This is a genomic window from Geomobilimonas luticola, assembly GCF_018476905.1.
Taxonomy (GTDB): domain Bacteria; phylum Desulfobacterota; class Desulfuromonadia; order Geobacterales; family Geobacteraceae; genus Geomobilimonas; species Geomobilimonas luticola.
This window is the reverse complement of the sequence record NZ_JAHCVK010000009.1, coordinates 53,355-66,223: the sequence shown is the minus strand read 5'-3', so window position 1 is coordinate 66,223 and position 12,869 is coordinate 53,355. Positions and strand designations below refer to the sequence as shown.

The 12,869-nt window shown below is 57.8% G+C and carries 16 protein-coding genes; 11 read left to right on the top strand and 5 right to left on the bottom strand.

What is annotated here, in order from left to right:
• The first annotated feature begins 173 nt into the window (after positions 1-173).
• The 4 genes from KI810_RS14635 to KI810_RS14620 all read left to right on the top strand — a co-directional run bounded on the left by KI810_RS14635 (position 174) and on the right by KI810_RS14620 (position 3,124).
• On the top strand, positions 174-842 hold the full coding sequence (locus KI810_RS14635; RefSeq protein WP_214176311.1) for a hypothetical protein: 669 nt from the start codon (positions 174-176) through the stop codon (positions 840-842).
• A gap of 27 nt (positions 843-869) precedes the next feature.
• A complete protein-coding gene (locus KI810_RS14630) occupies positions 870-1,148 on the top strand; it encodes a hypothetical protein (RefSeq protein WP_214176310.1) in 279 nt (92 codons plus the stop codon).
• A 56-nt stretch (positions 1,149-1,204) separates the two neighbouring features.
• On the top strand, positions 1,205-1,798 hold the full coding sequence (locus KI810_RS14625; RefSeq protein ID WP_214176309.1) for a MarC family protein: 594 nt from the start codon (positions 1,205-1,207) through the stop codon (positions 1,796-1,798).
• A gap of 96 nt (positions 1,799-1,894) precedes the next feature.
• The gene (locus tag KI810_RS14620; protein WP_214176308.1) at positions 1,895-3,124 is read left to right on the top strand and encodes a GspE/PulE/PilB domain-containing protein; all 1,230 of its coding nucleotides are present in this window, start codon (positions 1,895-1,897) and stop codon (positions 3,122-3,124) included.
• A gap of 62 nt (positions 3,125-3,186) precedes the next feature.
• Here the strand turns inward: KI810_RS14620 and KI810_RS14615 are convergent, their stop codons facing one another.
• The gene (locus KI810_RS14615; protein WP_214176307.1) at positions 3,187-3,384 is read right to left on the bottom strand and encodes a hypothetical protein; all 198 of its coding nucleotides are present in this window, start codon (positions 3,382-3,384) and stop codon (positions 3,187-3,189) included.
• A 231-nt stretch (positions 3,385-3,615) separates the two neighbouring features.
• On the opposite strand from KI810_RS14615, the gene KI810_RS14610 reads away from it, so the two are divergent.
• Positions 3,616-4,071: a hypothetical protein gene (locus KI810_RS14610; protein ID WP_214176306.1), complete on the top strand. Its 456-nt coding sequence runs from the start codon at positions 3,616-3,618 to the stop codon at positions 4,069-4,071.
• Between the two features lie 87 nt (positions 4,072-4,158).
• Here the strand turns inward: KI810_RS14610 and KI810_RS14605 are convergent, their stop codons facing one another.
• Together KI810_RS14605 and KI810_RS17505 are read right to left on the bottom strand one after the other, a co-directional pair.
• Positions 4,159-5,091 carry a hypothetical protein gene (locus KI810_RS14605; protein WP_214176305.1) on the bottom strand — a complete coding sequence of 311 codons (933 nt, stop codon included), beginning with the start codon at positions 5,089-5,091 and terminating at the stop codon, positions 4,159-4,161.
• A 163-nt stretch (positions 5,092-5,254) separates the two neighbouring features.
• Complete coding sequence (locus KI810_RS17505; protein WP_281412620.1) at positions 5,255-5,722, bottom strand: prepilin-type N-terminal cleavage/methylation domain-containing protein; 468 nt, start codon at positions 5,720-5,722, stop codon at positions 5,255-5,257.
• A 332-nt stretch (positions 5,723-6,054) separates the two neighbouring features.
• Between KI810_RS17505 and KI810_RS14595 the strand changes: the two genes are divergently transcribed.
• Positions 6,055-7,170: a phosphotransacetylase family protein gene (locus KI810_RS14595; RefSeq protein ID WP_214176304.1), complete on the top strand. Its 1,116-nt coding sequence runs from the start codon at positions 6,055-6,057 to the stop codon at positions 7,168-7,170.
• A 146-nt stretch (positions 7,171-7,316) separates the two neighbouring features.
• Complete coding sequence (locus tag KI810_RS14590) at positions 7,317-8,051, top strand: DUF4197 domain-containing protein (RefSeq protein WP_214176303.1); 735 nt, start codon at positions 7,317-7,319, stop codon at positions 8,049-8,051.
• 94 nt (positions 8,052-8,145) lie between these two features.
• On the opposite strand, the gene KI810_RS14585 is transcribed toward KI810_RS14590, so the two are convergent.
• Positions 8,146-8,748, bottom strand: a complete 603-nt coding sequence (locus tag KI810_RS14585; RefSeq protein WP_214176302.1) for a GNAT family N-acetyltransferase — start codon at positions 8,746-8,748, stop codon at positions 8,146-8,148.
• A 146-nt stretch (positions 8,749-8,894) separates the two neighbouring features.
• Here KI810_RS14585 and KI810_RS14580 point away from each other — a divergent pair, with 146 nt between their 5' ends.
• Positions 8,895-9,530: a flavodoxin family protein gene (locus KI810_RS14580; protein ID WP_214176301.1), complete on the top strand. Its 636-nt coding sequence runs from the start codon at positions 8,895-8,897 to the stop codon at positions 9,528-9,530.
• A gap of 128 nt (positions 9,531-9,658) precedes the next feature.
• Here KI810_RS14580 and KI810_RS14575 read toward each other — a convergent pair whose 3' ends face one another.
• Entirely contained in the window at positions 9,659-10,987 is a 1,329-nt protein-coding gene (locus KI810_RS14575; protein ID WP_214176300.1) for a DEAD/DEAH box helicase, read from the bottom strand.
• A gap of 240 nt (positions 10,988-11,227) precedes the next feature.
• On the opposite strand from KI810_RS14575, the gene KI810_RS14570 reads away from it, so the two are divergent.
• From KI810_RS14570 to KI810_RS14560, 3 genes are all read left to right on the top strand, one after another.
• Positions 11,228-11,938, top strand: coding sequence for a YkgJ family cysteine cluster protein (locus tag KI810_RS14570; RefSeq protein ID WP_214176299.1), 711 nt, complete (start codon positions 11,228-11,230; stop codon positions 11,936-11,938).
• Between the two features lie 47 nt (positions 11,939-11,985).
• Positions 11,986-12,288: a YkgJ family cysteine cluster protein gene (locus KI810_RS14565; protein ID WP_214176298.1), complete on the top strand. Its 303-nt coding sequence runs from the start codon at positions 11,986-11,988 to the stop codon at positions 12,286-12,288.
• 121 nt (positions 12,289-12,409) lie between these two features.
• A complete protein-coding gene (locus tag KI810_RS14560; protein WP_214176297.1) occupies positions 12,410-12,784 on the top strand; it encodes a hypothetical protein in 375 nt (124 codons plus the stop codon).
• The last annotated feature ends 85 nt before the right edge of the window (positions 12,785-12,869 follow it).

The window sequence follows — 12,869 nt, the reverse complement described above, 5'->3', positions numbered from 1 at the left end:
CGACAAAAGACCCCGGTCGCCTGACAGCCGGGGTCTTTTGTTTTTACGTCACACCCATCCCCATGTTCCCTCGCCAGCCCCGCCTCAACAATATCCGTTTCACCCCCATTTTCTTGCTTTTACGTTAAAATCCTGCTAACACATGGCGTATACCCTTAATGAAGGAGCAACGCATGAAGATGGCACCGTTTTCGTTGAGGAAGAGATTACGGCTGTCGGCCCTTGCAGTAGCAGTACTGGCACTTGCCGGCTGCGCACGGACAGTGACGGTCACCCTCCCCCCCCGCGTCGACCTGGCAAATTACCCGGCAATTGGCCTGGTCGAGTTCGCTTCGCGGCCACCAAGGCTGGGAGCCGACGCCACGAGAAAATTCATCGACAACCTCCACGGGGCGCAGCCGGGGATCCGCATCCTGGAACTCGGTAGCCAGGCAACCGTCCTGAAAGAGGCGGGATACGAGGAACTCGACTTCAAGGCCATCAAGGCCATCGGCGACCAGTTTGGCGTGGCAGCGGTAATAACCGGCACCGTCGAGTTGTCGGAGCCCCAATCCGATGTCAAGTTTGCCACCGACCTGAAAGCGCTTTCGGCCAATGTCAAGGCCAAGGTGGACGGCCGGATAAGCGCCAAGCTCTGGGAGACCGCCAGCGGCGCCACCACCTGGAGCAACTCCTCGTGGGGAAGCTGGACCGTGGGAGGTCTGAGCCTCGGCAGCAACGGCAGCGTCAGCGGCGGCTACAACTACCCCCGTGAAAAGCAGGACCAGATACTCATGGCGCTTGTCAGGGCGCTCAACGGCGAATTCTGGCCGAGCTATGAAAAGCGGAGAGTGGAAGAATAAGGCGTGACGACGGATCGGAGGAGTGCCATGTCGGATATTCTGGAACGGTTGAAAGCTGGTCCTCAGGACCGGTCGCTTATGGCCGAGGCGGCAGACGAGATAGCCGGACTGCGGAAAAGGCGGGATGAGCTTGAAATGCTCCTGATCATGCTGGTGCGGACCGGCTGGCCGTGGCAGGAGGACGGCACGCCGAATAGAATCCTGCAACACTGCAGGGAGGGTTACGCCTCCGCCATGAAAGACGCAAAGGAGCTGCTGGGGCTCGACCATCTCAGTATGATCACCAGGACCGAACCAAGGACGTGAAAACCGCCAACAGGCTGCTACTCTCCGTGACCCTGCCGTGAAAGGCCGGCATCACCATGACCCTGATTTCCACCATAATCCTGCTCATACTGGTCCTCGATCCCCTGGGGAACATCCCGTTTTTCATAGCGGCGTTAAAGGATGTTCCCGCCGAACGGTGGAGACCGGTCATCGTGCGGGAACTGTTCATTGCCCTCGGCGTACTGGTCCTGTTCCTCTTCCTGGGCCCCCAGCTTCTCAAGCTTCTCCACATCTCCGGCCCCTCCCTCACCATCGCCGGGGGGATAATCCTCCTCCTGATCGCCATCAAGATGATCTTTCCGAGCCAGGCCGGATTCGAAGAGCGCATCACGAATCGCGAGCCGTTCGTCGTCCCCCTGGCAATTCCCTATATAGCCGGCCCTTCGGCGCTGGCGACCGTCATGCTGCTGGCAAGCAGGGAACCCCTCCGCTGGCCGGAATGGCTTCTGGCACTCATCGTTGCCTGGCTGGCCACCGGCTGCGTGCTGCTTCTCTCGGGAGAACTGGAGCGGTTTCTGGGAGACCGGGGATTGATCGCCCTGGAACGGCTGATGGGAATGATCCTGACGGCAATCGCCGTGGAAATGACCCTGACTGGTATCATGGACTTCGTTTCCCGTCATGCATAGAAGTGGCAAGGAAACTGCCGCAACAACGGTGTCAATTCATCGGATTTATGGTATAGTAGGCCCGTTCGCACATCCGTGACCCCAAGGAGGCACAACGTGGCAATCACGCTGCTCGACATGCTGCTCAACGCCGGTCTCATAACCCGTGTTCAATTTGACGACGCCCTGAAAAACCGCGTCATCTTCGGTGGCAAGATCGGAACCAGCCTCATCGAACTGGGGTACATCAGCGAGGAGGAACTGGCCCGTTTTCTGAGCAACAAACTCTCGGTTCCCTACGTATCCCCCAAGCAGCTCCTGACCATCCCCCAGGAAACCATCGACCTGCTCCCCCGGGACCTGGCCGTCAAATATGGCGTCATCCCCCTTAAACTCGAAAAAAAACGGCTCAGCCTGGTCATGTCCGATCCGGCGGACCTGAAGGCCATCGACGAGATCGGCTTCATCACCGGTTTTATCATCCGCCCCCTCATTACCCCCGAGGTCAGACTCGCCCAGGCTCTCAGCAAGTATTACCAGGCGGACATGCCCCCCCGCTATCAGCACATCATTGAAATCATCGAAGCGAAGAAACTGGCGGCTGCCGCGGCCCAACCGACACAGCCGCTCCCAATCGTCCCTCCGCCAGTCCCCCCTCTCCCGGCGGAGCCGGTTCAGAAGCCGGTACCTGCCGCACCGGAACCGGCGACGCAGCCGGAGACGGAGCAAGCACCGCTGCCACCCGTGACTCCACCCCCCTCATCACAGGAGATGGAACAGGAGCACCCGCAAGAGCAGCCGGAAGAGTTTCTGGAAGATCTTGAAATAGTCGAGGATGGCACATGGTCGGAACAGATCCGCCGGTTCGAGCCGGATGCGGTTTCCCGGGGTCTTGCCTATGCCGAAAGCAGCGAGGATATCGCCGATCTGCTGATGACCGAACTGGGGAGCAAGCTGAAACGGGTAGCGCTCTTCAGGGTCAAGAACCATACGGCCATCTTCTGGAAGGGGTTTGACCGGCAGATGACCATCACCGGACTCGACAAGCTGCATTTCCCCCTCACTGAGCCGTCCGTCCTGAAGACCGTCGCCGACAGTGCAGGCGTTTACCTCGGGCCGCTGCAGGAGACCCCCCTCAATCACCTGCTCAACGATGCCCTCGGCGGTGGCCAGCCGGCGGCAGTACTCCTCATGCCGCTCCTCATCGGAGGACGGCTGGTCAACATCGTCTATGCCGAGGGAGCGGAAGACCTGAGCGCCATGGTCCCCGACCTGCAGAAACTCCTGACCAAGGCGACCCTGGCCCTGGAGATACTGATATTCCGGGACAAGATCCTCATGCTCTGAACATGAGAGGGGGAGAGTCCGCACCGGCCCCTCCCCCCTTTTCTTCGCTTCCACACCACCCGTCAGTGGGTCACTTCACTGCACTCATCCATCCCCCACGAATCCAGCTCACCACTCTCGAGCTTCACCTGGACAGTCGCCCCTTCATGGGTACATCCGAAACTATAACCGACCTGCCCGGTACGCAGGTTTCTCAAAGGAATCCGTTCGTCCCTCTGCTCGGTCAGGTAGCATACCCTGTCATAATCACTGGTCCTCATGGTACGAACCCCCTCTCTTTCATCTTTCCTGGTTACATCATACCAGAAGTCCGCAGTTTTTGAAAACAGTTTTCCTTTTCAATTCCTCGGCGGCACGGGGCAGGGGTATGTCCGTCAGAGCGGGAGCCGCCACACTTCACGATTTTTCTCCTTGACTCTCCCCGTTTACTCCCCTACTCTTTTTTAACCAACGTGGCTTCTCGCCATAACCACTTTCATAAGGAGAAGAGGATGAAAAAATTCCTTCTTGCAGCACTGGCTGTCCTGGCTTTCACTGGCGCGGCAGCAGGAGCGGGTGGACTCGACGGTTTCCTCTCCAACCTCAATATCCAGGCGAGGGCCGACCTTTCCGGTTTCGCCGGCCGGATCAGTGCCCAGTTCGGGATTCCCGGCGCCCAGGTAAACACCGTCATCGGCACGGTAAAAGACCCAGCCGACGCCTTCATGATCTACCAATTGGGCCAGATGGCAAACGTCCCTCCCGACAGGGTCATGCAGGTCTATCAGTCCAAACAGGGAAAAGGTTGGGGCGTGATCGCCAAAAGCCTGGGGATAAAGCCGGGATCGCGGGAATTCCATGCTCTCAAACGGGGTGATTTCGTCCTGAGCGGCCAACCGGCGAACAGTCCCGCCGGACCGGCAGGCTATGGTCCCGGCAAGGGTAAGGGGAGAGGGCACAACAAGTAGCCGTGCACAGACCGTGCAAAACACAAAGGGGCTTGCCGCTCTATTGAGCGACAAGCCCCCCTTTTAATTGCTTCGACAAGCCCCCTGTTATTCGATTATGAATTTAAGGCTCTTATACCTCGTCACAACGTTTCGTACTTCTTCCTTTAGTCCTTCCGGCAAATTTGACTTGAGATCCTGTGCCGCCGCATTGAAATCATTCTCCAGTTTATTTGTTGAATCGTTGAAGTTCGACCAGGAGGAGGAAGGAGCCATGGCGTTGGCATTCATCCTGGTGTAGACGCCGTAAAGGTTATTCAGTTTTTCGTTGGCAGCGGTATACTTCCGCGGTGGCTGAGTCAGTTTCTGCATCACTGCATCAATTTCATTCTTCACGGTATCGATATCAGACTCATCTTCCGGGCTGATACGGGGAGTGAAATTTAGCCCTCCATCCAGTTTGGCTTTCCAATCGGCAGAAAGCTTCGCACACTTCGCGAGGCTCATATCGGACCCCGATTTTATACCATAAAGTGCCACGACGTAATTTTTCGCGAATTTTTGTTCCTTTTGCCTGTTATTGTAAACCGTCCCCCCCCCCACCATCAGAGCAAGAAGGGCAATGACGCCCACTATCATCAGGAAAAGTTTCGGAGATTTTTCAAGTGGTTGCACTACTGCAGGTGACGATTTTTGCCCTGGCAGAGGTAACGTGCTCTTCGCTTTAGCCGGTCGGAGAGAAGAACCATCCTCTTTGATGGTAGCCGTTTTTCTGACTGTCCGCTTGAGACCGGACTGCACAACATAATATTCGGGAAACAGGGCTCCGCAGTGGGCACAACTGATGGAGGGGCCAAGTTCATTACCACACTGGACGCAGGAAATTTCACCCGTTTTCCGTAATGCCCTCGCGCCAAAAGATTCCTGATATACCAGGAAACGACCCTTGCATTCCGTACATGTGGAGGTGGTCCCCTCTTCAGGGACTTGGGGCAAAACTACCTGTATCTTTGCGTGGCATTTCGGGCAGATGCACTTCATATTTTAGTCACCTTCTCACTAGGGGGTGATGATGGAGCGATTACCACTCGATTCTCTCGCCCATCCAGACACAGGCGTTCTTAGGTCGCTGTTACACAGCGTACCAAATTTCTACGACAAAAAATGTCACATACATGACAAACTACGCAACGCAAGAACTTCCTCAGTAAGTTTCTGCCAGACCGATAAAACCACCATCGTTGGCAAGGACAACATCATCTGCACTGGATGGATCGGAAATGAGTGCGGCACTCGCCCCATCGTTGCCTTTGCTGTAAAGGTCAAACTCCGTGTTCAGAGCCATGCCAAAGCGTTTACGCAGCAGTGCGCCAGCAGTGGCAACCTGCCGATATTCGTACGGATGATCCCATGGGTCGAGGAGACTGCCCCGTCCAATGTCGTTCAGCGAAACGGGAAGAACTCCCTTTTCCGTGAAATGGGCGAGGATTTCCGTTTCCAGGTTGCGTATCTCCGCTACAGCACGATACACCCTAGCCTTTTCCCTGACCTGACCATACAAAGGCATGGCAATCGTAGCGAGGATACCTACAATTGCAACGACAATGATAAGTTCGATCAACGTAAATCCGCGACTGCCAAGTGGAGAGACATCCCGTGCTCTGGCGGTCATTGGTCTTGCATGGCAGAGGAATTCTTTTCCGTCACATACCATCATATTTTCCTTGAATATTCATGGGATTCATCCATGGGAGACATTCCTAGTCTGTTGGTTGTATAATCAAACCTGTTTAGTAAACTTATCAGAAAAAAGTCCAGGGTGCCATGCACCACTGCCAATCACAATCCAGTTAACAACCGAATTCTGGCGTTATCGAAGAGCCACTGGCTCAACGCCAGCATTTAAAGCAAAATTCGTGCCTTTTTTCATAACAACGTTTTTACAGTAGAAAGACGCCACAACCTTCGCAAGGGATGAAAAGTTCTCGCTAACAGGCGGATTCCATGACCCGAAAGATTTTCATTGCCGCGACCGGCCAGAACATCGGCAAAACGACGACAAGCCTTTTTCTGTTGCACCTGGCCCGGAAAAAATATGACCGTCTGGGCTTCATCAAGCCTCTGGGCCCCAAGCCGGCTGTGATGAACGGTATCGAAGTCGACAAGGATGCTGCGCTCATGGCCCAGGTGTTCGGACTGGCGAAGGATCTGCCCCTCATGTCTCCGGTGGTCCTGCACCCGGACTCCACCAGAAAGGCCATCGACGGCGAACTGCCGGCCGATGAACTGCAACGGCGAATACTGGCCGCCTGCGCCGAACTGGAGAAAACATGCGACTTTCTCATCATCGAGGGGTCGGGACACGTGGGGGTCGGATCGGTCATCGGCATGTCCAATGCCCGTATCGCCCGGATGCTCGATGCACCGGTGCTGATGGTGACCGGTGGCGGCATCGGCAACGTGGTGGACTCCGTCCATGCGAACCTGGCCCTCTTCGAAAAGGAAGGGGTTGAAGTCCGCGCTATCCTGGCGAACAAACTGATTCCCGAAAAACGCGAACGGACACTCGACTACCTGCGCCGGGCTTTTGCCCCTGAACCGTTCCAGGTCCTGTCCGGATTCGATTACCAGCCCATCCTGGCCAACCCCACACTCCACCGGGTCTCCGTGCTCCTCGACCTCCCCCTTCACGGCAATACCCATGATGCCCGACGGATCATCAACCATGTCCAGATCGGAGCCGCATCCACCCAGAGGGTCGCCGAGCTCCTGAAGGACTCGTCGCTCCTCATCGTCACCAGCAGCCGCGACGAACTGCTGGTCACCCTGGCAAACCTCTATCACATCCCCGAATACCGGAAAAAGATCGTCGGGCTGGTCATCCCGGGGATCATCCCGGTCGGAAACATTACCCAGCAGATACTCGACCGGAGCAACATCCCCTACCTGCGCACCCAGAGCCATACCACCGCGGAACTTCACCGGCTCATCACCGAGGACGTCTCCAAGCTGACCGCGGAGGACACGGAAAAAATCACCCTCGTGCAAAACCTGGCCGACACGGCATTCGATTTCGACACACTGGATGCGCTCTTCGACAGGTCTGCCGGGCATCTTTAGCCAATCACCGCCACATTATCTGCCCCTCCACACCTTGCGTTGGCTGTCCTTCACTTCCTTCCTTGCAAATCGTCCCGCCTGATCCATACTATGACAGTGACAATTCTGTACGGAATGGCACTTTCTGTCACCATAAGGAGAACACCATGAAAAAACATCCTTTTCCGCTCATAATTGCACTGTCTCTGCTGATCAGCACCGGCTGCCAGGCGGGATTCCTGGACGATCTGTCCAGGGAACTCGGTATCCCGTCCGTTCCGTCCGCACAGCAGACCGGTCTCGATGATGCAACGATCGTCAAGGGACTCAAGGAGGCGCTTTCCACCGGCACCGACCGGGCAGTAAAGGCCGTGGCGCAGACCGACGGCTACTTCGGCAACCAGGCGATAAAAATCCTCATGCCGGAAAAGATTCGCAATGTCACCGACCTGCTCGGCAAGATGGGGTATCAGCAGCAGGTGGACGACGTCGTCCTGGGGATGAACCGGGCGGCTGAAAAAGCAGCCCCCATGGCAACGGAATATTTCGTCGGCGCCCTGAAGGAGATGACCTTTACGGACGCGCGGAATATCCTCCAGGGGGGAAACACGGCGGCAACGGATTATTTCAAGGGCAAAACCGGCGCAAAAATCCAGGCCGCCTTCAAACCAGTCATTGCCGACAGCATGAACCAGGTCGGTGCGACCCGCGCCTACAAAGGGATGATGGCCAACTACGGGGCGCTCCCCTTCGTAACCGGCACGTCGTTCGACATCGACAACTACGTGACGACCAGGGCAGTGGACGGGCTCTTCACCATGCTGGGGGAAGAGGAGAAGAAGATCAGGACGGACCCTGCCGCCAGGGCCACGGAACTGTTACGGAAAGTATTCGGGAAATAGGAACGGTTCTATCCCGCAACTGACAGAAAAGCCCCCGCAGGGAATCCACGGGGGCTTTTCATGTTGTTCGGCCACGCTTCACTGCATACAGCAATCAGCTCAGCTCCTTGAGCCAGAACTGCATGGGGTGATCCCGTTTGACACCGTCAGCCTCACGCCACGTGAAGTGCGTGGTCACGCCGGGGAGGCGAACAAAACCGGTGCGGGCGAGGAAGCGTGTGATGGGGATGTAGTCACGGGGGCGCAGAGGGTGAGCATCGGGTCGCTCGACCGTCGCGCAGGTGAGTGTGCGGTAGCCACCGAGAGAACGGATGTGGCTTTCCAGCCGGGCCAGCAGCTTCCGGCCCAGGCCGCAATTCCGGTAGGTGGGGCGGAAGAGCAGCTCCCCCACGTAATACATTTCGTCAAGCGATAGTGGTGTATCGGCAAAGGCGCCGCGTATCTGCGTGTCTTCGTGGACAAGCGGCATGCCGGTAGCCCCCCCGATTACGGCAGACCTGTCACAGGCGAGAATGACGCAGGCATCGGGTGTCTTGGCATAGGTCTCCAGATACGTGAGCTCGTCTTCCCGACGTCCCTCATACAGATAGGGATACTCCTGGAAGATATGGAGACGGAGCGTCGCCAGCTCGTCCAGAACGCCCGCAATAGCAGTCCCGGTCAGCAGGTGCTCCGTGATCACCTTGCTATCGTTCATAGTGGGTCTCCTTTCGCCGTACCGCTGCAGATTGAAAATCGCAGGGGCTCGCATGACTATTGACGTCATGTCGTCTATGAGCAATGATAGTGCACATGCTGTCGCAAGAAAAGGTATTCGAACAATACCACGACAAAGGAGGACGTATGAACGTCGTAGCATTTAACGGCAGTCCGAACAAGGAAGGAAATACGTGGCACGCGCTGAAGATGGTGACTGCGGAACTGGAGAGTGAGGAGATCGGGACCGAGATTGTGCATGTGGGCAACAAGGCGATACGGGGCTGCACCGCCTGTTACCAGTGCGTGAAGAACAAGAATGAGCAGTGCGTGCTGCCCGGTGACGAGGTGAACGCCTGGATCCAGAAGATGAAACGGGCGGATGGCATCATCCTGGGCTCTCCCGTGCATTTCTCCGCCATCGGCGGGACCATGAAATCGTTTCTTGATCGCGCCTTCTTCGTAACCAGTGTCAACGACAGCATGCTCCGCCACAAGGTTGGAGCCGCCGTGGTTGCGGTGCGGCGTTCCGGCGGCCTGCCGACCTTTGACCAGCTGAACAACTTCCTGAACTACGCCGAAATGCTGATGCCGGCGTCGAACTACTGGAATGTGATTCACGGCAGAGTGCCGGGAGAGGTGACTCAGGACATGGAGGGCGTACAGATCATGCGGGTCCTGGGAAAGAACATGGCCTGGCTGATGAAACTGGTGGAACAGGGCAAAGGGACCATCACCCCCCCGGAACGGGAAGCAAAAACGTTCTTCAGCTTCATTCACTGACCGGTACTGACTGGAGGAAGAGGAAAGGATACCTGCAATGAGCGCCTTTCCCCGCCAACGAAAAAGCCCGCCAAAAGCGGGCTTTTCTGTCTGCAGCGAATCATTCAACGCGACGTTCCTGAACCGGGTCAGTTCCCCCGGCGCGCCCGGTTGACGTGGGTCCGGGATGGCGCCCCCGGCTGCTGTCCCCCCCGGCCAGCTACATGGGGCTTTGCGCCTTCCGGCTTAGGAGAGGTCGCGCTGTGTGGGCTTTTTTTCTTGTCTCCCTGGGGTTTGCGGCCCGGCATCGGTTGCCGCGGCGGGCGGGCGAATTCGGTGTCCTTGCGTGGTGCGGGCACCTTGTAGTCGAAACCTTCCACCGTCCGACGCTCGATGGACGCATTGAGCTTCCGCTCGATGGTGCGCACCATCACGCCGTCTTCACCGGTCACTAGGGTGAATGCGTCGCCGCTTTTTGCCGCGCGCCCCGTCCGGCCGATGCGGTGAACGTAGGCCTCGGCCGTATCGGGGATGTCGTAGTTGATGACGTGGGAGACCTGGGAAACGTCGATTCCCCGGGCGGCAATGTCGGTGGCGACGAGGATCTGGAAGGTGCCGTCCCGGAACCCGTCGAGCGCCGCCTGGCGCCGGTTCTGGGACAGGTTCCCCTGGAGCGAGGCAGCCTTGTAGCCGGCCTTCTCCAGTTGCTCTCCCAGCCGCTTGGCACGGTGCTTGGTCCGGGTGAAGATGAGGACCGATTCGGTATCGGTGTGGTGGAGAAGTTCAAGGAGAAGCGGGGTCTTGAGGTGCTGCTCCACCGGGTAGAGGGCATGGCTGACGGTGACCGGCGGGGCGGTGTTCCCCACCTGGACGGTAACCGGGTCGGTCAGGACCTCGTGGGCAAGCTTCCGGATCTCGTCGGGCATGGTGGCGGAGAAGAGGAGAGTCTGTCGCTTTGAGGGAAGCTGCTTGAGGATGCGTCGGATGTCGGGGAAAAACCCCATGTCGAACATCTGGTCCGCTTCGTCCAGGACCAGCACCTCCAGCCGGGAAAGGTCGATGGTCCCCTGACCAATGTGATCCAGGAGCCTTCCGGGGCAGGCGACGACCACCTCGACGCCCCGTTTCAGCTTGTCGATCTGGGGATTGATGTTGACGCCGCCGTAGACGGTGACGCTCCGGATGCGGGTCTGCTTCCCCAGGGCGACGATGGACTCATGGATCTGTTCCGCCAGTTCGCGGGTGGGGGCGATGACGAGGGCGCGGACATGGCCGCGGCCCCCCTGCATGAGGCGGTGCAGGATCGGGAGCGCGAAGGCGGCCGTCTTTCCGGTGCCGGTCTGTGCAAGCCCCATGACGTCGCGCCCTTCCATGACGGATGGAATCGCCTGGGTCTGGATCGGCGTGGGCTCCACGTAACCCGCCGCAGTGACGCCGGCTGTCACGTTGGGGTGGAGGTTGAATTTCTTGAACTGCATCTGGGTTTCCTTCTTTCCGTGTTCCGCAAGAAAAAAGCCCCGGGGATATTCCGGGGCTTACGATGATTTCGTTGTTTATCCGGGAACCGCTTGTAGTAGTAATGACCCTAGCAGCTTTAGGGAACCCCTGTCAAGGAGAATAACGCCCTATGCAGGAGAGCAGCATACCCCTTGACCTCCGCAGCCGATCCGGCTACTCTTTTCTCCATCCCCCCAGCTTGCACCAGGGAAAGGCACACCATGTGGCAGCACCTAACCGACGCGGTACGTGAGCAGCAGGCCCTCTTCGACAGCGAAATCGCGTCGTGGATCGACGGGTACACACAAGAGGGAGGAAGGCTCTTCTGCGGCAAGGGGTGCAGTAACTGCTGTACCCTGGCGGTTAACTGCACCTTTCCCGAAGCGCTTCGTATCTCAACAACCCTCTCCGAATCCCAGGCCGCCAGGATTCTGGGACACGCGGGCCGCCTCTTGTCACATGTCCGTGAGGTTGCCGACCTGAAGTCCTATCTCAGGATGCACCGGCAGGAGATCGGCCACTGCCCGTTTCTCGATGATACCGGCAACTGCGGCATCTACCAGGAGCGCCCCCTTTCCTGCCGCGCCCTCCTCTCCACCAGGGAAAGCCGCTGGTGCGGTCTCGACTTTGCCCAACTGTCGCCGGAGGAAAAGCGGGCTTTTGTCGAAAGTCTCGACCGGGCCGTAACCGCCTTTCCTCTCCACTACGTGGCCGCTACCCAGGAGCGGGGACAGGCGCTGGAAACGGACATCGCGCGGGAGATGGCCAACCGGTACGGGTTTTCCCTCTACGGCAACCTCCCCTATCTCATCCACCTGGAACGGGAACATGGCATAAGCGGCATCATCCCCCAGGGATTTGAGATAACCACGAGTTTTCTCGATCAGAACGACCTCCTCAACCCCTTTCTTCTCACACTCGACAGGGAGTGAGGCTGGTCGGGCTGAATGTAGCGTCAACCACTGTCCGGGAGTCTGACATGCTCTGGCGCGAACGCTCGAAAACGAAGCTTCACGGTGCGCTCCTCGACCGGCCGGCCGATGACCCCGACCGCTGCAAAGGGTGCGACGGCGCCTGCTGCCGCTCTTTCCCCGCGGTAGAACTAACCTGGGACGAGTACGAGCGACTGCTCGCCCTGGGGGCCACCCGCCTCCACTTCTCCCTGACGGGGCACCACAAGCTGATCATCGAGAATGGCTGCGAGTTCCTCTCCCAGGGGAGATGCGCCATTTACGGGGACCGTCCCGATATCTGCCGTCGCTTCATCTGCTCGGAAGAATAATACGCCACTTCGACGCAGTTTTTCTCTCCCCTTGACCAGCATGGAAGAAACGGGTATCCTCCACAACGTGAAACCTACCTCATGAATCTGATCATGCCTGACACGGAAGGAGTTCCTCCCCATGCCCATCAAGAAATCAAAAATTCTCCTCTGGTTCTTCATTGTCGTAGTGCTCATCGTCGGCGCCGCCGCCGGCTACACCTGGTTTACCCTGACCTGGAGCTTTTCCAGCGGGGAACGTGCGGGTTACGTCCAGAAGTTCTCTCATAAGGGTTGGCTCTGCAAGACATGGGAAGGGGAACTTGCCATGGTCCCCGTACCGGGCTCAATCCCCGAGAAGTTCATGTTCAGCGTCCGGAGCGATGCGGTTGCCGAACAGATCAACCGCTCCATGGGGAAACGGGTGGTGCTCCACTATGAACAACACAAGGGTGTGCCGACCCGATGCTTTGGCGAGACCGAGTACTACATCACCAGCATCCTGGTGGCTGAGTAGACGACTCCAACCATGAACCTGCATGGTTTAAAATAGCCCGGACTTCCGGGCTGTTTCCATTCCAGCCCCGCAGTTGCACGGCAAT